Origin of the sequence: Pantoea alfalfae, from assembly GCF_019880205.1 — a bacterium.
GTDB classification, from domain to species: domain Bacteria; phylum Pseudomonadota; class Gammaproteobacteria; order Enterobacterales; family Enterobacteriaceae; genus Pantoea; species Pantoea alfalfae.
Genome location: NZ_CP082292.1, coordinates 1,354,257 through 1,372,353, shown reverse-complemented (window position 1 = coordinate 1,372,353; position 18,097 = coordinate 1,354,257). Strand labels below are relative to the sequence as shown.

Annotated in this window: 16 protein-coding genes; 5 read left to right on the top strand and 11 right to left on the bottom strand. The window is 57.2% G+C overall.

Annotated elements, in window-relative coordinates; all coding sequences use genetic code 11:
• Positions 1 to 10: 10 nt before the first annotated feature.
• From mglB to K6R05_RS06415, 5 genes are all read right to left on the bottom strand, one after another.
• A complete protein-coding gene (gene mglB, locus K6R05_RS06435) occupies positions 11 to 1,006 on the bottom strand; it encodes a galactose/glucose ABC transporter substrate-binding protein MglB (RefSeq protein WP_222925220.1) in 996 nt (331 codons plus the stop codon).
• 309 nt (positions 1,007 to 1,315) lie between these two features.
• Positions 1,316 to 2,356, bottom strand: coding sequence for an HTH-type transcriptional regulator GalS (gene galS / locus K6R05_RS06430; protein ID WP_013358509.1), 1,041 nt, complete (start codon positions 2,354 to 2,356; stop codon positions 1,316 to 1,318).
• Positions 2,357 to 2,503: 147 nt separating this feature from the next.
• Entirely contained in the window at positions 2,504 to 3,664 is a 1,161-nt protein-coding gene (gene yeiB / locus K6R05_RS06425) for a DUF418 domain-containing protein YeiB (RefSeq protein ID WP_161732220.1), read from the bottom strand.
• A 50-nt stretch (positions 3,665 to 3,714) separates the two neighbouring features.
• Positions 3,715 to 4,380: a GTP cyclohydrolase I FolE gene (gene folE, locus K6R05_RS06420; protein ID WP_061062924.1), complete on the bottom strand. Its 666-nt coding sequence runs from the start codon at positions 4,378 to 4,380 to the stop codon at positions 3,715 to 3,717.
• A 124-nt stretch (positions 4,381 to 4,504) separates the two neighbouring features.
• Entirely contained in the window at positions 4,505 to 5,632 is a 1,128-nt protein-coding gene (locus K6R05_RS06415; protein WP_222925219.1) for a YbfB/YjiJ family MFS transporter, read from the bottom strand.
• A gap of 117 nt (positions 5,633 to 5,749) precedes the next feature.
• On the opposite strand from K6R05_RS06415, the gene ptrR reads away from it, so the two are divergent.
• From ptrR to fghA, 3 genes are all read left to right on the top strand, one after another.
• Entirely contained in the window at positions 5,750 to 6,661 is a 912-nt protein-coding gene (gene ptrR / locus K6R05_RS06410; protein ID WP_222925218.1) for a putrescine utilization regulator PtrR, read from the top strand.
• A 74-nt stretch (positions 6,662 to 6,735) separates the two neighbouring features.
• The gene (locus K6R05_RS06405) at positions 6,736 to 7,860 is read left to right on the top strand and encodes an S-(hydroxymethyl)glutathione dehydrogenase/class III alcohol dehydrogenase (protein ID WP_161732214.1); all 1,125 of its coding nucleotides are present in this window, start codon (positions 6,736 to 6,738) and stop codon (positions 7,858 to 7,860) included.
• A gap of 12 nt (positions 7,861 to 7,872) precedes the next feature.
• Positions 7,873 to 8,715 carry an S-formylglutathione hydrolase gene (gene fghA, locus K6R05_RS06400; protein ID WP_161732212.1) on the top strand — a complete coding sequence of 281 codons (843 nt, stop codon included), beginning with the start codon at positions 7,873 to 7,875 and terminating at the stop codon, positions 8,713 to 8,715.
• 92 nt (positions 8,716 to 8,807) lie between these two features.
• On the opposite strand, the gene K6R05_RS06395 is transcribed toward fghA, so the two are convergent.
• The 5 genes from K6R05_RS06395 to K6R05_RS06375 all read right to left on the bottom strand — a co-directional run bounded on the left by K6R05_RS06395 (position 8,808) and on the right by K6R05_RS06375 (position 13,855).
• Positions 8,808 to 9,596 carry an ABC transporter ATP-binding protein gene (locus tag K6R05_RS06395; RefSeq protein WP_161732321.1) on the bottom strand — a complete coding sequence of 263 codons (789 nt, stop codon included), beginning with the start codon at positions 9,594 to 9,596 and terminating at the stop codon, positions 8,808 to 8,810.
• Positions 9,596 to 10,672 carry a FecCD family ABC transporter permease gene (locus tag K6R05_RS06390; protein ID WP_222925217.1) on the bottom strand — a complete coding sequence of 359 codons (1,077 nt, stop codon included), beginning with the start codon at positions 10,670 to 10,672 and terminating at the stop codon, positions 9,596 to 9,598. The genes K6R05_RS06395 and K6R05_RS06390 overlap by 1 nt, the downstream gene beginning before the upstream one ends.
• A 348-nt stretch (positions 10,673 to 11,020) precedes the next feature.
• On the bottom strand, positions 11,021 to 12,487 hold the full coding sequence (locus tag K6R05_RS06385; RefSeq protein ID WP_222925216.1) for an amino acid permease: 1,467 nt from the start codon (positions 12,485 to 12,487) through the stop codon (positions 11,021 to 11,023).
• Between the two features lie 117 nt (positions 12,488 to 12,604).
• Entirely contained in the window at positions 12,605 to 13,471 is an 867-nt protein-coding gene (yieE, locus tag K6R05_RS06380) for a DNA-binding transcriptional regulator YeiE (RefSeq protein ID WP_222925215.1), read from the bottom strand.
• A 9-nt stretch (positions 13,472 to 13,480) separates the two neighbouring features.
• Positions 13,481 to 13,855 (bottom strand): YkvA family protein, encoded by a 375-nt coding sequence (locus K6R05_RS06375; RefSeq protein WP_222925214.1) that lies wholly within the window; start codon positions 13,853 to 13,855, stop codon positions 13,481 to 13,483.
• Between the two features lie 106 nt (positions 13,856 to 13,961).
• On the opposite strand from K6R05_RS06375, the gene K6R05_RS06370 reads away from it, so the two are divergent.
• Together K6R05_RS06370 and nfo are read left to right on the top strand one after the other, a co-directional pair.
• Positions 13,962 to 15,017 (top strand): YeiH family protein, encoded by a 1,056-nt coding sequence (locus K6R05_RS06370; protein WP_222925213.1) that lies wholly within the window; start codon positions 13,962 to 13,964, stop codon positions 15,015 to 15,017.
• 51 nt (positions 15,018 to 15,068) lie between these two features.
• The gene (gene nfo, locus K6R05_RS06365; RefSeq protein WP_222925212.1) at positions 15,069 to 15,914 is read left to right on the top strand and encodes a deoxyribonuclease IV; all 846 of its coding nucleotides are present in this window, start codon (positions 15,069 to 15,071) and stop codon (positions 15,912 to 15,914) included.
• 464 nt (positions 15,915 to 16,378) lie between these two features.
• On the opposite strand, the gene fruA is transcribed toward nfo, so the two are convergent.
• Positions 16,379 to 18,091, bottom strand: coding sequence for a PTS fructose transporter subunit IIBC (gene fruA, locus K6R05_RS06360; RefSeq protein WP_222925211.1), 1,713 nt, complete (start codon positions 18,089 to 18,091; stop codon positions 16,379 to 16,381).
• Between the last annotated feature and the right edge of the window lie 6 nt (positions 18,092 to 18,097).

Genomic DNA, 18,097 nt, shown 5'->3' with positions numbered 1-18,097 from the left:
GTAATCAATCTTATTTCGAGAACTGAGACAGATTTTCTTTATCAACCGGAACGTAAGGAACACGGACGATCTTATCGACCATCTTGAAGTTTGTTCCATCGGTTGCCGCTTTGCCGTTCGCCAGGTTGTTGGCAATATCCAGCGTCGCTTTCGCCTGGTTTTCCGCATCGTTCAGCACAGTACCGGCCAGCGCACCGGATTTCACCAGTGCCATCGCTTCTGGCAGGGCATCGACGCCGAAGACCGGGATAGAAGTCATGTTGTGCGCTTTCAGCGCTTCAACGGCACCCATCGCCATCGCATCGTTATTGGCAATCACAACTTCAATTTTCTTCGCGTTCGGGCCTGACAGCCACGCATCCATCTTATCTTTGGCCTGTGCGGTGTCCCACATCGCCGTATCCATCGCTAACTGCTGCGTCTTCAGACCATCTTTGTTCAGGGTGTCGATAACATATTTAGTACGGGCTTCAGCATCTGGATGGCCTGGCTCGCCTTTCAGCAGGACGAACTGAATGGTGCCATCTTTGTTCAGATCCCAGGCTGGGGTCGCTTTCCAGTGCTTCTCAATCAGCTGACCCTGGATGATGCCGGACTCTTTGGAGTCGGTACCCACATAGTAAGCTTTGTCATAGCCGGCCAGGACTTTAGCGTTCGGTTCTTTGTTAAAGAAGACAACCGGCACGTCGTTGGCACGTGCTTTGTCTACGATGACGGCAGCGGCAGCCGGGTCAACCAGGTTAATCGCCAGCGCTTTCACGCCTTTTGCCATCAGCACGTCCACCTGATCGTTCTGTTTGGACTGGTCGTTCTGCGAGTCATTCATCAGCAGCTGTACGCCACCGATCGTTTTCGCTTCTTTCTCGATGTCTTTGCGCACCATTGACATGAAGTTGTCATCATATTTGTAAATGGTCACGCCGATACGGGTGTCAGCTGCGTGAGCGGTTGCACCAAACATCATGCTGGCAACCAGTGCTGTAAGCGTGAAAACCTTCTTATTCATGGTATCTCCGGTTTTATTATGCAGGGTCTTTTTAGCGCTGCCGCAAAATGTGCGGAAGAGCAATTGGTAAAACAGATCGGCGCGTTGGTTAACGTAATGAGGCTGTTAAGCCATCAGACGCCGTCTAAAACCTGACTTCCCTGTGCCAGAACGCTTCCATGAAGAGGGTATGAACCCTTTAACCGGCTACTGAGACCACAACTGATGCCGTTACACTGGCGTTACATAATGTTTCAGTCCGGTAAGACGCTGCCATCATAGTGAGGGCAATGTTAATTAACTGTGAATACAATCACAGATTGAAAACGGTTACATGCCTGAATCGCCTGAATTAGTGACGGACTCCACATTTTGCCGCTGCGCCACAGAATGACGCCGCACCAGGGTTGGCATAAAGATATGCGTTGCCGTGTCATCAAGCAGTCCGGCTGCGCCCTGCAGTGCCAGCTCAGTGGCAATTTTTGCCATAGATACAATGGGATAGCGCACAGTGGTCAACTGCGGATCGGTATAACGGGAAATCGGGATATCATCAAAGCCAATGACAGAAAAATGCTGTGGCACCTGAATGCCGTTGTCTTTCAGCGCAGTAAGTGCGCCAGCCGCCATGCCGTCGTTATAAGCAAACACTGCTGTAAGGTTGAGATTGCGCCCCAGCAGCTCCACCATCGCCGCTTCGCCCCCCTGCATATCTGGCTCTGCGCTGGCGATCCAGCTCTCCTGCGGCCGGATGCCCTGTTCGGCCATCGCCTGCATCCACCCTTCACGGCGCTGCGCCACATCCTCAATGGGATGACTGGAGCAAAGATAGCCAATGCGGCTATGCCCCTGTTGCAGCAGGGTTCTTGAGGCCATCAGTGCACCCGTGACGTTATCCAGACTGACGCTGCGGTGTTCGAATCCAGGGACGATGCGGTTAATCACTACCATGCCGGGCACGTGCTGCATAAAGTCCGCCAGCTCCGCGTCCGGCAGCGTTTTTGCGTGGACCACCAGGGCGCTGCAGCGCTGCCTGATCAGCACCTCGATAGCATGACGCTCTTTCTCTTCCTGATGCCAGGAGTTGCTGATTAACACATGCTTGTGCACGCGCTGCGCCACGGTATCCACTGCTTTAACCAGCGCCCCGAAGAAGGGATCAGAGACATCCATCACCACTACCCCGATCGTATCGCTGACCTGCGTCGCCAGCGCCTGGGCGTTGGCGTTAGGGCGATACCCCAGCGCTTCAACCGCCTGTAACACGGCGTCGCGGGTGTCAGAGGTCACGGCGTTGCTCTGATTGAGAACACGCGACACGGTCGCCACTGACACGCCAGCCTGACGGGCAACATCACGAATAGTTATCATGCAGCAGTTCCAGAAGGGAAAAATAGGGCTTCACGCCGGGTTATACACCGGCGCTATTCTGTCAGGGGCGGGAGGCGTGCAGCGTGAATTGCGTCACATCAATGAAAACGGTTACATACAATTCTGTAACCTTTGTGATGGCGGTCATTATCTGGCGTTGTCGGTAATGCGTGATTTGCCGGCTGAGAGCAGCGTAAACCGCCGCCACAGCCATTCCAGCGGACCCTGTGCGAAGAAATGTAACCAGATGAGTGAAAACAGGATATTGATGAGCCATATCGCAGGCACCATCAGCACCAGTTCCAGCCGGGTGAAATGCATGTAGAAGCCAAAGCGATAGAACAGCGTGGTGCAGATGAGCGTTTGCAGCAGGTAGTTGGTCAGCGCCATACGGCCCACGCACTGGATGGCGTGGCTGATATGCCAGTGAGAAATTTGTGGCCAGTAGGCCAGACAGAGCGCGGCATAGCCCAGGCTAATCAGCGGGCTGGCAAGATCGCGCGGGGCCTGCAGGTAAAAAGCCGCCCAGCGGAATTCCCAATGTAACAGCCATTGCGCGGCTACACCGGCTACCGCAATGGAGAAGCCCATTGTCAGCAGCAGGGCCGCCGCCTGACGATAGTGGCGGAGGGAAAATTCTCCAGTCAGCCAGCCGCTGCGCAGCATTGCGCCACCCATCATCATTAAGCCCGCCAGCTGCCAGCCATATTGAGCCGCCAGCGCCATCAGCCCTGATGAGAGATGATCCAGCCGGTTCTGTATCGCTTCCCAGCCGCCGCTCAGTTTCCAGTACTGCTCATATTGCAGATCGGCAGCACCCGGCAGCCAGGATCGCGTCGGTTCGGGATCGGAGATCGACCCAAACACCAGCAGCACGCCGCAGCCCACCAGATAAAGCAGAATGCCGGTATTCATCAGGCTGCGGGTTGACGGGACGTCACGCAGCACCCGCCAGACCACCAGCCCGATGATGCCGTAATCCAGCAGGATATCGCCTTCCCAGAGAAAGACACCATGCAGAAAACCGATGAGTACCAGAATGGAAAGCCGGGCAGTCAGCCAGCGACTGCCGCGCGGCAGCTGCATTTGCAGACCTGCGCCAAACAGCAGTGCAAACAGGGTGAGGAATTTGAGCTGAGCAAAGGCGTCAGAGAGTGCCCAGGTCCAGACGTCGGAGAGACTGACACTGCCCTGCCAGGCCGGATTCAGGTAAGCAGCAGAAGGCAGGCCGAAGCCCACAATATTGAGCAGCAGGATGCCGAGAATGGCACAGCCTCGAATGAAATCCAGCACGTGATAGCGTTGCATGCGGCACCCTGCCCCATTGAGGCGGGCAGCATTATGCGCCCGCCGTTAACTCAACTATGGCGTACCGCGCGCAAGAATTCCTGGCGGGTATTCTGACTGGACTTGAACAGGCCGCCCAGAGAGGTCGTGGTGGTGGCGCTGGTCGCATCTTTGACGCCACGCGCTTTCACACAGTAATGTACCGCATCAATCGAGACAGCAACGTTGTTGGTGCCCAGCAGCGTCTGCAAGGCCACCAGAACCTGCTGTGTCAGGCGCTCCTGCACCTGCGGGCGCTGGGCGAAGAACTGCACGATGCGGTTGATTTTCGACAGGCCAATCACCTTTTCCTTGGGAATATAGGCAACCGTGGCTTTGCCATCAATGATCACAAAGTGATGTTCACAGGTGCTGGTCAGGGTGATATCACGCACGGTCACCATCTCATCGACCTTCATTTTATTCTCAATGACGGTGATTTTCGGGAAGTTGGCATAATCGAGACCGGAAAAGACCTCATCCACATACATTTTGGCGATGCGATGCGGCGTTTCCATCAGGCTGTCATCTTCAAGATCCAGATTCAGCAGCTGCATAATCTCGGTCATGTGCCCGGCAATCAGGCTCTTACGCGTTTCGTCATCAATGTCGCGCGTCGGTGCACGTAACGGCGTTTCCAGTCCACGCGCCAGCAGCGCTTCGTGAACCAGGGCAGCTTCCTGACTTAGGGTGCTCATTTACTCTTCTCCGGCTGGTGTTGCGCCCGCAAGCTTTTGCCTGCAGGCCCTGTAATCAGGCGCGTATTGTGAAACTTTCTTTGCGGGGAATCCAGCAATCAATCAGATTGGTGATGAAAGCTTTTCATTCAATTTTTCGCCAGACCAGCAGGCCCGCCCACACCAGGCTGATCCCGGCCACCCACAGGGCAGGCTCCAGCCGATGTAACAGAGCCGTTGAGAGAAAAGAGAGCAGCGGACCAACCAGCTGTCCGACCGCATAGCCGGTGGTCAGGAGGCCGGCCATGTAACGCAGATGATGGGGTGCCAGTTCACGGGCGCAAAGCAGCGACAGCTGTACCACGCTGAGGAAGCCGCCGCCCACCAGCAGCGCCCCGGCCAGCAGGCCACTAAAGCCGGGCAGCAGTGCCGCAGCAAAAACGCCCAGCGCCTGAGCCCAGAGCACTACCGCCAGGCGGACGTGACTATGCCCCCAGCGCCGCGTCAGGATGCCCAGCAGGATGCCGACCATCGCCGCACCGCCAAATATCGGCCAGACAAACTGCGCGAAGATGCCGTCAGGAAAACGCGTAGCGGCCATCTGCGATAAAAAGGTGGCGGGCAGGATATAACCAAAGCCCGCCAGACTGTAACTCAGCACCAGACGTTTCAGGTTGCGATCCAGCACCAGCGGCTCAGGTGCCTGATCCGGGCGATGCAGTTCGCCCCGACGCGGCAGATTACGGGTAATCAGCGCAATCAGCAGCAGTGCCAGCGTACCGTAAGCGGCCCAGGCCAGACCGGCAGAGACCTGTAGAGTATGCAGCGCCACCCCCAGCAGACCGCTGACAAAAATACCGCAGCCCGGCCCGGCAAACACGGCCGCCGACAGCCCTGCCCGGCCGTGGCGATGCAGTTGTTCGTTGCTCCAGGCCGCCACCAGCACCATCGCCCATCCACTGGCCCAGCCAATCAGAAAGCGGATCGCACCGTGCAGCCACGGTCCGGTTGCCAGTGCAGAGAGCAGCGTCAGGATCACTGCACCCCATACGCCCGCCTGCAAACGCAGCTCCACCCGCCGGTGCGCGCGCATGGCATCGAATGAGCCACACAGATAGCCAAGATAGTTGAGCGCAGCGACCAGGCTGGCACTGGTGAGCGTCAGCTGGTGCGCCTGAATCATCAGCGGCACCTGCGGCGTAAAGGCGAATCGCCCAATGCCCATCGCCACAAATAAGGTTAAAAACGCGCTGAGCGCGACGCGTAACGCCATTGCTGAACTCCTGTTGTTCTACCTTGCGATCTCTTCTGACTTGCTAACAGCATGCAGGATGATTAAACTCACGGAAAGTGAATAATATTAACCAACTTGTTTACGGGAAAAGAAGATATGGATTTAGTTCAGCTGCGTATGTTCTGTTCCGTTGCCGAAACGGGTTCCCTGACGCGCGCAGCCGAACAGCTGCATCGCGTTCCCTCTAATCTCACCACGCGGCTGCGTCAGCTGGAAGAAGAATTAGGTGTGGATCTCTTTATTCGTGAGAAGCAGCGCATTCGCCTGTCACCGATGGGCCATAATTTCCTGAATTATGCGCAGCGTATTCTGGCATTAAGTGAAGAAGCGATGAGCATGACCCGCACTGGTGAACCGGCAGGCAACTTTGCGCTGGGCTCAATGGAGAGTACCGCAGCGACCCGCCTGCCTGGTCTGCTCGCCGCCTATCACCAGCGCTTCCCTAAAGTGGCGCTGTCGCTGATTACCGGCACCTCGGGCGAAATCATCGATCGGGTTCGCGAAGGCACTCTGGCCGCCGCGCTGGTGGATGGCCCGGTTTCCCATGACGATCTGAATGGCTGCATCGCCTTTCGTGAGGAGATGGTGCTGATCACCGGGCTGGATCACGCGCCTATCACCACAGCGCGCGATGTGCAGGACGACACCCTGTTTGCCTTCCGCAATAGCTGCTCTTACCGGGTGAAGCTGGAGAGCTGGTATCGCGACAGCCAGACCGCGCCCGACAATGTGATGGAGATTCAGTCCTATCACGCCATGCTGGCCTGCGTGGCGGGCGGTGCGGGTGTCGCGATGATCCCGGCTTCGGTGCTGAAGCAGATGGCGGATCGGTCGCGGGTGCAGGCGCATACCTTACCTGCGGCTTATCGCGATACCGCCACCTGGCTAATGTGGCGACGCGATGCTTTTACTCCGAATGTTGAAGCGCTGAAGTATCTGATTATTGAACAGTTTGACGATCGTCCGCTCAACGATGAGTTGATCTATCCATTACAGGCGGCGCAATAAGCGTTCCACGCTATGTTTAAACCATAACCACACGACGCCATCGTGCGTCACAATCTGACTGGAAGAGGGATTGCATGAACATGATCAAAACCCGTGCCGCTGTTGCCTGGGCCGCTGGCGAACCGCTGAAAATCGAAGAAGTGGATTTGATGCCACCGCAGAAAGGCGAAGTGCTGGTGCGCATCGTCGCGACTGGCGTCTGTCATACCGACGCCTACACCCTCTCCGGCACCGATCCGGAAGGCGTTTTCCCGGCGATTCTCGGCCATGAAGGCGGCGGAATCGTAGAAGCCGTGGGCGAAGGCGTGACCAGTGTGGAAGTAGGTGACCATGTCATTCCGCTTTACACTCCGGAGTGTGGCAAATGTAAGTTCTGCCTGTCGGGCAAAACTAACCTCTGCCAGGCGATCCGTGCCACTCAGGGCAAAGGCCTGATGCCGGACGGCACCACGCGCTTCTTTAAAGATGGCAAACCGATTTTCCACTATATGGGCACGTCGACCTTCTCTGAATACACCGTGATCCCGGAAATCTCGCTGGCGAAAATCAGTAAAGAAGCGCCGCTGGAAGAAGTTTGTCTGCTGGGTTGTGGCGTGACTACCGGCATGGGCGCGGTAATGAACACCGCTAAAGTAAAAGAAGGCGACACCGTCGCGATTTTCGGTCTCGGCGGCATCGGTCTTTCTGCGGTTATCGGCGCAAAAATGGCGAAGGCTGGCCGCATCATCGCAATCGACCTCAACACCAGCAAATTCGATCTGGCGCGCAAACTGGGTGCCACCGATCTGATTAATCCGAAAGATTACGATAAGCCGATTCAGGATGTGATTGTCGAGCTGACCGACGGCGGCGTGGACTTCTCATTTGAGTGTATCGGTAACGTCAACGTGATGCGTTCCGCGCTGGAGTGCTGCCACAAAGGCTGGGGTGAGTCTGTGATTATCGGCGTCGCCGGTGCCGGTGAAGAGATCTCTACCCGTCCGTTCCAGCTGGTAACTGGTCGCGTCTGGCGCGGTTCCGCCTTTGGTGGCGTGAAAGGCCGCTCACAGCTGCCGGGCATTGTGCAGGATTACCTTGATGGTAAGTTTGCCCTGAACGACTTCATCACCCACACCATGCCGCTGGAAGAGATCAACGACGCCTTTGATTTGATGCACGAAGGAAAATCGATTCGCTCGGTCGTGCACTTTAACAAGTAATCAGGAGGCGTTATGGCATCCACTCTGGAGCTACTGGAAGAACACCGCATTTTTGGCGGCTGGCAGCAGCGCTGGCGTCATCAGTCGGCCGTGCTGAACTGCCCGATGACCTTCAGCATCTACCTGCCTGAACCGCACGGTGATGCGCCGCCGCCAGTGGTCTGGTTTCTGGCCGGGCTGACCTGCAACGATGAGAACTTCACCACCAAAGCGGGCGCGCAGCGCGTGGCGGCGGAACTGGGTCTGGTAATGATTATGCCGGATACCAGCCCGCGCGGTGAAGGCGTTGCCAACGATGAGGGCTACGATCTGGGTCAGGGCGCGGGATTTTATCTCAATGCCACTCAGCACCCCTGGGCCACTCATTTCCGCATGTTCGACTATCTGAGCAGCGAGCTGCCCGCCCTGATTGCGGATAACTTCAAAGTCAGTGAACGTCAGTCGATTATGGGTCACTCCATGGGCGGACACGGCGCGCTGATGCTGGCGCTGCGTCTGGGTAACCGCTTTGCCTCAGCGTCTGCGTTTGCGCCGATTGTAAACCCTATGCAGGTGCCGTGGGGCCAGAAAGCGTTTAAGGCCTATCTGGGCGACGACCAGGCGGCGTGGCGGGAATATGACAGCTGCCAGCTGATGGCAGAGGTGTCGCATCGTCTGCCAGTCCTGATCGATCAGGGCGACAGCGATCAGTTCCTGGCCGATCAGCTGCAACCGGAGCGGTTAGAAGAGATTGCTAAAGCAGTCGGTTTCCCGCTGACGCTGCGTATTCAGCCGGGTTATGACCATAGCTACTTCTTTATAGCCAGCTTTGTGGAAGATCATCTGCGCTTCCATGCACAACATCTGCTAACGTAAAACATCAGGGCCGCAATTGCGGCCCTGAACTTTTCTGCATCCTGTACTGCTACTGCCGCAAACGCTGGCTCAAGGCCAGGCCTGCCCGACTTTCAGACCAGTGCCGGTCCGGTCAGCCCGTCGATCATTACCTGCGGAATGCCGCGTGAGCAGTGTTCGATACGGCCATTCACGCCATACACTTTTGCCAGCGTAGTCGGCGTAATCACCTTATCCGGTTGCCCTTCCGCTACCAGTGCGCCCTGCTTCAGCATCAGCGCGTGTTGCGCATGACGCAGCGCGATATTGATGTCATGCACCACCACCACCGTCACGATGTTGCGCTGGGCTGTTTCGCGGCGTACCAGATCCATCACGTGGAACTGATAGTTGAGATCGAGCGCGCTCAGCGGTTCATCCAGCAGCAGCAGCTTAGGGCGACGGATCAGGGACTGCGCCAGCCCGACCAGCTGCTTCTGACCGCCGGAGAGCTGATCGAGGTAACGCATCGCGAGATGCGCTATCCCCAGTTGTTCAAGCAGATGCATGATTTCGGCTTCGCTGCTGGCGCTGTGCAGTCCACCAGAGGCACGCTGCGCCACAATGATCGACTCCAGCACGTGCAGATGCACGCCCGCAGGCAACGACTGCGGCAGATAGACCACGTTCTTCGCGCGGCGGGCAAACGGCTGAGTCATCAGATCTTCACCGTTGAGCCACATCTCACCCTGACCTTTATTCAGCCCGGCCAGTGCACGCAGCAGCGTCGATTTACCACAGCCATTCGGCCCGAGCAGCACGGTGATCTCACCGCGTGGCAGCGGTGCCACGTTGAGATTTTCAATGACTTTATGTTTGGGATAACCGGCACTGAAGCCGCGTAACGTCAGACCCTGTTCCATCATACCGTCCCCCGATGACGCAGAATAATACTCAGGAAGAACGGCACGCCAATCAGTGAGGTGACGATGCCGACAGGGATGATCACGCCGGGGAGCAGGTTTTTCGAGGCGACTGATGCCAGCGACAGCACCAGCGCGCCAACCAGCGCACTGGCGGGCAGATAGAAGCGGTGATCTTCACCAAACATCATGCGGGCAATATGCGGCGCGACCAGCCCGATGAAGCCGATCGGGCCAACAAACGCCACCGCCAGCGCCGAGAGAATACTGATACGCAGCAGGGTGGTCAGGCGCAGACGACGTACATCAATACCAAAGCTCACCGCGCGATCTTCACCCAGACGCAGCGCCGTCAGCTTCCAGCTGCTCATCATTGAGAACGGCACCAGAATGGCCAGCGCTACGGTCAGTACACCCAGCTTTTCCCAGGAAGCACGCGCCAGGCTGCCCATGGTCCAGAACACCAGACCCTGCAGGGTGTCTTCACTGGCGATGAACTGCATCATTGAAACTAACGCGTTAAAGGTGAAGACCAGTGCAATACCGAACAGCACCACGCCCGCCGACGAAACCTGCGTCCAGCGGGTCACGGCATCCAGCATCAGCGCGGCAAACAGCGCAAAGACAAAGGCATTGGCAGAGATTAACCACTGATCAGGAATGCCGGGAATACCGATGCCGAGAATGATCGCCAGCGCGGCACCAAACGCTGCCGCCGAGGAGACACCGAGTGTAAACGGGCTGGCCAGCGGGTTATTCAGGATGGTCTGCATCTCTGCACCTGCCAGACCCAGCGACAGCCCTACCACCAGCGCCATCAGCGCATAGGGCAGACGAATGTCCCAGACAATCACGCGGGTGCCGGCATCGACGCTGTCGGGGCTGAGCAGCGTATTCCACAGCGTATCAAGTGAGAGTCCGGCCGGACCCAGCGTGAAGTCGAGGATCAGCGAGGCGACAATAGCCACCAGTAATACGCCAATCCAGATCAGGCGGCGGCGCAGCACCTGATGGTAGTTTTGCATGGTGTGGTGAAGCGTCTCTTCCCCCGCCAGCAGCGAAGTTTCAGTAGTCATGTTTGAACCCTGTGTGGCTATCACGTCAGAAAACGCAGCCACAATAGTGCAGGTGATAATAATTATCAATTCGTGAAGATAAGCGAGACGTGAAAAAAGGGTAAAAAACGGTGTTGTTATGGGCAGGATACCGGCAGACACAGCGCGTTGAGGCTGTTCCCGGACTTAAAGCGATGGGAGCATACGTCTGGAGCAAAGCATCGCGGGCCAGGGATGGCCCGCGCTGAGCTTGCCAGGGATGGCGTTTTTGCGTCTTTGCGAAAGACGTATGCTCCCTGAGCATGTGCCCCATCTGCAGCCTCAACGCGCTGTGTCAGGCACCTGACTCAACAGAGCAAGCGCACAGAACTAATCTTTATGAACCGGGAACTCCATCTCGCTGTACTTCACGAAACGGCTGCCGCGCGTCAGTTTGTAGCCGAACCAGATAATCAGGAACAGCGGAAGACCAATATAGGTTGCCGCTACGCCATACCAGTCGATGCTGTCGTTGAGGAAGGCCTGATAGTTCTGACCCAGCGTAATGATCAGGCAGAGCACGAAAGCAAAAATCGGTCCCAGCGGGAAGAAGCCGGAACGGTATGGCAGATCGTTCAGATCACGTCCCTGGGCGACATAGCCGCGACGGAAGCGATAGTGACTGATGGCAATACCTAGCCAGGCGATAAAACCGGTCATGCCTGAGGTGTTCAGCAGCCACAGATAAACCTCCTGGTTGCCAAATTTTGAGGTCAGGAAGCACAGCCCGGCCACGACGGTCGTCGCCCATAAGGCATTGCGCGGCACGCCGCCCTTAGAGAGCTTCGCGAAAATGCGCGGTGCCTTGCCTTCGGAGGCCAGGTTATACAGCATGCGCGTTGAGGCATACATACCGGAGTTACCGGCTGACAGCACCGCCGTCAGGATAACCGCATTCATCACTGCTGCCGCAGAGAGCAGACCGGCGTTGCGGAACACCAGGGTGAACGGGCTGACGCTGATATCATCAATGTCGTTATGCAGTAATTGCGGATCGGTGTACGGCAGGATCAGACTGATAATGAGAATGGCGAACACATAGAACAGCAGGATACGCCAGAAAATCTGCCGCACGGCGCGCGGGATATTTTTTGCCGGGTCTTCAGATTCGCCCGCCGCGATACCGATCAGCTCGGTGCCCTGGAAGGAGAATCCCACAATCATCGCCACGCCGATCATCGCCGCAAAGCCGCCCGCAAACGGCGCATCGCCCACCTGCCAGTTCTGCCAGCCCGCATGCTCTGCACCGCGCATGATGCCCGTGATCATCAGCACACCCACGATGATAAAGATAATGACGGTGGCCACTTTGATCAGCGAGAACCAGTACTCCGCCTCGCCAAAGCCTTTTACTGAGATGTAGTTGAGCAGGAATATCAGTCCCAGGAACAGCGCGCTCCAGATCCAGCCCGGCGTGTCGGGGAACCAGTAGGTCATCACCAGCTGCGACGCCACCAGGTCAACCGCGATGGTCACCGCCCAGTTGTACCAGTAGTTCCAGCCGAGTGCGAAACCAAAGCCCTCCTCGACATATTTTGCGCCGTAGGTGGCGAAAGAACCGGATACGGGCATGAAGGCTGCCAGCTCACCGAGACTGGTCATCAGGAAGTAGACCATCAGGCCGATCAGCATGTAGGAGAGCAGTGCCCCGCCAGGACCAGCCTGAGCAATCGTTGCGCCGGAAGCGACAAACAGGCCGGTACCGATGGAGCCGCCGATGGCGATCATCGTCAGATGACGGGCTTTTAACGCACGTCGTAATGCAGGTTGTTGTGTTGTTTTTGAGTCATTATGCATGTGTTAACGCTACGCTGGGTAAAAATGAGGCGCGATTGTAGCAGCCAGACCGCCTCTGTATAGCTGATGCCATGCTGTTATAAGTTAAGTTCATGATCGCGCCCGAATTATTAGCAATCACTCACGGCAATAGGACAAAAAGCGCGTCAGTGCCTTTGAAATATGCTTCTGCCGGTGATGGATGCGATAGAGCGTCCGGGTCAGACGCGGCAACGGAATCGTCAGTTCTGTCAGCGTGCCCGCCTCCAGCAGATCGGCAATTACCCGGCGCGACAGGCAGCTGATCCCCATGCCGTGCCGCACTGCATGCTTGATCGCTTCTGAGTTGCCGAGCTCCATACCCAGCTGAAAACTCGGCAGGTGTGACAGCAGCAGATAATCGACGATTTCCCGGGTGCCGGAGCCACGTTCACGCAGAATCCACGGCGCTTCTGCCAGGGTTTTCAGCGTCACCGACTGTTGCAGAATCGCGGCATCGGGCGCGGCAAATACCACTAGCTCATCTTCCAGCCAGGGTTCGCTGACCAGTTCGGTCATATGGCACGGCCCTTCAATCAGGCCGACATCCACGCGGAAATCGGAAACCGCCTGAATCACATCCTGACTGTTACCGACGCTCAGCTCCAGCGGCAGACCAGGAAAGTCACGACGATAGGCCGCCATCATGCCCGGCAGCAGATAGTTACCAATAGTGCTGCTGGCGAAGATGCGGATCGCGCCGTTATCCTCTTTGAATAGCTGCTCAATTTCGCCCGCCTGCTCCAGCAGACCGACCGCACGCGGATAGAGCAGTCGCCCATGCTCATTCAGCACCAGCCGTTTGCCGACCCGATCAAACAACTGCACCCCGAGCTGACTTTCCAGATCGGCCAGCGCCGCGCTGACCGCCGACTGTGACAGCGCCAGCAGTTGCGACGCCTGAGTAGTGGAACCGCTTTTCAGCACTTCGGTAAACACTTCGATTTGCCGCAGCGTAATGTGCATCGTCGCCTCTTAACTCAGTGAATGCCTGACAAGGTAAATAATTAACGCCAGCCAGATCAGCCCAACCACGACCAGCCAGCCTGCAATCTTTTTGCCGCGCGAACGCTGAGACTGTGCGCGTTCGCTGCTGCTGATGCGCACCTCTTGTGGCAGCAGCCGCAACAGAATCATGATGCCCGTGGGAATAATCACCGCGTCATCCAGCAGACCAACAAACGGGATCACATCCGGGATGAGATCGATCGGGCTGACCCCATAAGCAACCAGTCCCAGCATGCCCAGCTTGTTCCACCAGGGTGTGCGCGGATCGCGAAAGGCAAACCACAGCACGAACACATCTCTTTTGATCAGCGTCGCCCAGCGGCGCAGACGCGAAACTATCATGATCACTGCCTTATCGTTTATTCTGGTCAATTATAAATATATTATCAATTTCACTTTTAAGCCAGTCGCCCTCATGATCATGACTCAACGACGAGGAGTGACCATCATGACCGAACTGAGCATCCCTAAAACGCATCATCCCGTTACGCTCTGGTTCCCTGGTCTGCTGCTGACGGCTGCGATTGCCGGGGCAGCCAGCTGGCTGGCGCAGCAACCGGCGATTGCAGCAGCAGGGCTGGGTTCACTGACCCTGGCGATTATGCTGGGGATTCTGGTTGGCAACAGCGTCTATACACCGCTGGCGTCGCGCTGCGACAGTGGCGTGGTGCTGGCTAAACAGAAGCTGCTGCGACTGGGGATCATCCTGTTTGGCTTCCGCATTACCTTACAACAGATTGCTGAGGTCGGTTTAAGCGGCATCCTGATTGATGCGCTGACGCTGAGCAGCACCTTCTTTGTTACCTGCCTGCTGGGCATCCGGCTGCTGAAGCTGGATCGCGATACCGTCTGGCTGATTGGCGCAGGCAGCAGTATCTGTGGGGCTGCGGCCGTACTGGCGACCGAGCCGGTGGTAAAAGCCGCGTCGTCAAAAGTTGCCGTGGCTATCGCGACCGTGGTGCTGTTCGGCACCCTGGCCATCTTTATCTATCCGCTGATGTGGCCGCTGGCGCATCACCTGTTTCCGGGGCTGAGTGCCGCGCAGTTTGGGGTCTTCACCGGCTCAACCATCCATGAAGTGGCGCAGGTCGTGGCCGCCGGGCACAGCATCAGCCCGGAGGCTGAGAACAGCGCCGTGATTGCCAAAATGCTGCGGGTAATGATGCTGGCGCCGTTCCTGCTCTGCCTGAGCGCGGTAATCCGCGGCAAACGCAACGCGAGCCAGGCGCGTCAGCCGGTGACCTTTCCCTGGTTCGCCCTGCTGTTTATCGCGGTCGCGCTGTTTAACTCGCTGCAACTGTTGCCTGCGGCGTTGGTGGCCACGCTGAATGAGCTGGCGGGTCTGCTGCTGGCGATGGCGATGGCCGCGCTGGGCTTAACCACCCGTTTCGGGGCATTGCGTGAGGCGGGCGTTAAACCGCTGTTGCTGGGCGCGCTGGTGTTTGTCTGGTTGATTGCGGGCGGCGGCACCATCAATCTGCTGGTGCAACATTTCATGGGCTAGCGGCATCGGGTATCATGCCGTTTCACCCGTGCATAGCCCCAGGAGAAAGGCATGAAATATATTGGCGCACACGTGAGTGCGGCAGGTGGTGTGGATCAGGCCGTGATCCGCGCCCATGAAATAGAAGCCACCGCCTTCGCCCTCTTTACTAAAAATCAGCGTCAGTGGAAGGCCGCCCCGCTCTCCACAGAGGTGATTGATGCTTTTCGCGCCGCCTGCGAGACGTACAAATTCAGTTCGCAGCAAATCCTGCCGCACGACAGTTTTCTGATTAACCTCGGTCACCCGGTCGAAGAGGCGCTGGAGAAATCCCGCGCGGCCTTTATTGATGAACTGCAACGTTGTGACCAGCTCGGCCTGACACTGCTGAACTTCCATCCCGGCAGCCATCTGCATCAGATTGATGAAGAAGCGTGCCTGAAGCGGATTGCGGAGTCGATCAACATCGCGCTCAATCAGACGCAGAACGTGACTGCCGTCATTGAAAATACCGCGGGTCAGGGCAGTAACCTGGGGTTCCGCTTCGAGCATCTCGCCACCATTATTGAGCATGTCGAAGATAAGTCGCGCGTTGGCGTCTGCATTGATACCTGCCATGCGTTTGCCGGCGGTTATGACCTGCGCACCGAAGCGGACTGCGAAGCGACCTTTGCAGAGTTTGAGCGTATTGTCGGCTTTAACTATCTGCGCGGCATGCACCTGAACGATGCCAAAAGCGCCTTTGACAGTCGCGTTGACCGCCATCACAGTCTGGGTGAAGGGAATATCGGTAAAACGGCGTTTAGCTGGCTGATGAAAGATCCGCGGTTTGATGGTATCCCGTTGATTCTTGAAACTATTAATCCTGATATCTGGAAAGATGAGATTGCCTGGCTGAAAGCCGAACAGCAGGGATAGAAAAAGGGAGCCAGCTGGCTCCCTGAGATTTTTGACAAAGTCTGGCCTGGTTGCTGTAAGACTGAGCTTGCACAGGGAACACGGTCAGACCGGAAAGACGCAAAATCCGTCATCCATGACACGCTCGGCCCGCGCGATTACGCACCTCATCCCTGAGGTGCGCCCGTTGCCGGGCCAACGCGTTGCGTTGTTCAAAAACGCTCCCGGCGTTTTTATCCGGGCGGCGGGACGCTTTCCTCCTCTGACCGTGTTCCCTGAGTTTTAGCTAATTCATCGCTGCCAGATGCACCCTGATAAGAATTTGTGAGTAGTCTGAGGAAGCCAGCTGGCTCCCTGGCCCGCGATGCTTTACTCCAGTCGTATGCTCCCGTCGCTTTAATTTCGGGAACCGTCTGTAAAAACAAACAGGGAGCCATCCGGCTCCCTGTTTGTTTTTACTTCAGCAGATTATGCACTTCAGCACATCAGGCTTTCGCCAGCTGCTCTTCCGGACGTTTCAGAACCGCATAGCTCAGACCTGCAATCGCGGTGCCGATGATAATCGCCATCAGATAACCGATAACCGGCGTAATTGCGCCAGGGATCAGCAGGACGAACAGTCCACCGTGCGGTGCCATCAGTTTTGCGCCAATCGCCATGGAGATCGCGCCGGTAACCGCGCCGCCGACGATGCAGCAAGGCAGTACGCGCATCGGGTCACGGGCAGCGAACGGAATCGCACCTTCAGAGATAAAGCAGAGACCCAGAACCAGTGCCGCTTTACCGCCTTCCTGCTGACCTTTGTTGAATTTACGACGGGCAACCAGCGTAGCCAGACCCATCGCCAGCGGTGGCACCATACCGGCGGCCATGATGGCGGCCATCGGTGCATACGTCTGCGAACTCAGTAAGCCGACACCAAATGCGTAAGCCACCTTGTTCACCGGCCCACCCATATCGGTACACATCATGCCGCCCAGAATGGCACCCAGCAGGACTGCATTCGCCGTACCCATGTTGGCCAGCCAGTGCGTCAGGCCATTCATGATGCCCGCAACCGGTTTGCCCACTACGTAGATCATCAGCAGGCCGGTGATCAGGCTGGCGAACAGCGGAATAATCAGTATCGGTTTCAGCGCTTCCATACTCTGCGGCAGTTTAACTTTGCCGCTGATCAGCTTCGCCGCATAACCTGCAATGAAGCCCGCGATGATACCGCCTAAGAAGCCCGCATTGATGCTGGTGGCGATCATACCGCCAATCAGACCAGGCGTCAGACCCGGACGGTCAGCGATGGAGAAGGCGATAAAGCCGGCCAGCACCGGAACCATCAGGGCGAAGGCGCTGCCACCACCGATTTGCATCAGTGCAGCGGCCAGGGTGCCCTGCTCTTTAAAGGCTGTGATACCAAAAGCGAACGACAGGGCGATGCTCAGACCACCCGCGACCACCATCGGCAGCATGTAAGAAACACCGGTCAGCAGGTGACGATAAGCCCCTGCGCCGCCTTTCTTCTCTTCTTCACTGCTATTGCTCTGCCCGGCCGCTGCCGCTTTGTACGGCTTCGCTTCTGCTACTGCTTTATCCAGTTCCTGCGCGGTTTTCTTCAGCGCCAGACCGGTTGAGGTGCGGTACATTGGCTTACCAGCAAATTTCGCCAGATCGACTTCGATATCAGCAGCGACGATCACCAGATCGGCAGCTGCCACTTCTTCCGGGGTAATCGCATTACCGGCACCCACGGAACCGCGCGTTTCAACTTTCACCCACCAGCCGCGACGGGTCGCTTCAGCCTGAATGGCTTCGGCAGCCATAAAGGTGTGTGCCACGCCGGTCGGACAGGCGGTAACGGCAACCACGCGTTTCGGCGCGCCATTCTGAGCCGGTGCCGCAGCCGATACGCCAGCCGGTGTGGCCACCGCAGCGGTTGCCTGCCAGGTTTTGGCTTCGGCTTTCGCCCGGTTCAGGAAAGTTTCCGGCTCGCCAACTGCCAGCTGGATATCGCCCAGCCAGACCGCTTTGCCGTTCAGCGCCGCATCGTCCGGCACGTTTTTGCCCAGCACGATCGCCAGTTCCGCGTCGGCAGGGTTATCAGTCAGAGTCAGGCCCGCAGCAGGTGCGGCAGCAGCCAGACGTTGTTGCGCCATATAAGCGGAAGCCAGTCCCAGTACAGGGTCTTTAATCAGCAGCGTTTTCATTATCGC

What these genes read in the sequence shown, in the direction of transcription:
- mglB (WP_222925220.1), bottom strand. Translation starts at nt 1,006, where the DNA reads ATGAATAAGAAGGTTTTCACGCTTACAGCACTGGTTGCCAGCATGATG.
- galS (WP_013358509.1), bottom strand. Translation starts at nt 2,356, where the DNA reads ATGATAACTATTCGTGATGTTGCCCGTCAGGCTGGCGTGTCAGTGGCG.
- yeiB (WP_161732220.1), bottom strand. Translation starts at nt 3,664, where the DNA reads ATGCAACGCTATCACGTGCTGGATTTCATTCGAGGCTGTGCCATTCTC.
- folE (WP_061062924.1), bottom strand. Translation starts at nt 4,380, where the DNA reads ATGAGCACCCTAAGTCAGGAAGCTGCCCTGGTTCACGAAGCGCTGCTG.
- K6R05_RS06415 (WP_222925219.1), bottom strand. Translation starts at nt 5,632, where the DNA reads ATGGCGTTACGCGTCGCGCTCAGCGCGTTTTTAACCTTATTTGTGGCG.
- ptrR (WP_222925218.1), top strand. Translation starts at nt 5,750, where the DNA reads ATGGATTTAGTTCAGCTGCGTATGTTCTGTTCCGTTGCCGAAACGGGT.
- K6R05_RS06405 (WP_161732214.1), top strand. Translation starts at nt 6,736, where the DNA reads ATGAACATGATCAAAACCCGTGCCGCTGTTGCCTGGGCCGCTGGCGAA.
- fghA (WP_161732212.1), top strand. Translation starts at nt 7,873, where the DNA reads ATGGCATCCACTCTGGAGCTACTGGAAGAACACCGCATTTTTGGCGGC.
- K6R05_RS06395 (WP_161732321.1), bottom strand. Translation starts at nt 9,596, where the DNA reads ATGGAACAGGGTCTGACGTTACGCGGCTTCAGTGCCGGTTATCCCAAA.
- K6R05_RS06390 (WP_222925217.1), bottom strand. Translation starts at nt 10,672, where the DNA reads ATGACTACTGAAACTTCGCTGCTGGCGGGGGAAGAGACGCTTCACCAC.
- K6R05_RS06385 (WP_222925216.1), bottom strand. Translation starts at nt 12,487, where the DNA reads ATGCATAATGACTCAAAAACAACACAACAACCTGCATTACGACGTGCG.
- yieE (WP_222925215.1), bottom strand. Translation starts at nt 13,471, where the DNA reads ATGCACATTACGCTGCGGCAAATCGAAGTGTTTACCGAAGTGCTGAAA.
- K6R05_RS06375 (WP_222925214.1), bottom strand. Translation starts at nt 13,855, where the DNA reads ATGATAGTTTCGCGTCTGCGCCGCTGGGCGACGCTGATCAAAAGAGAT.
- K6R05_RS06370 (WP_222925213.1), top strand. Translation starts at nt 13,962, where the DNA reads ATGACCGAACTGAGCATCCCTAAAACGCATCATCCCGTTACGCTCTGG.
- nfo (WP_222925212.1), top strand. Translation starts at nt 15,069, where the DNA reads ATGAAATATATTGGCGCACACGTGAGTGCGGCAGGTGGTGTGGATCAG.
- fruA (WP_222925211.1), bottom strand. Translation starts at nt 18,091, where the DNA reads ATGAAAACGCTGCTGATTAAAGACCCTGTACTGGGACTGGCTTCCGCT.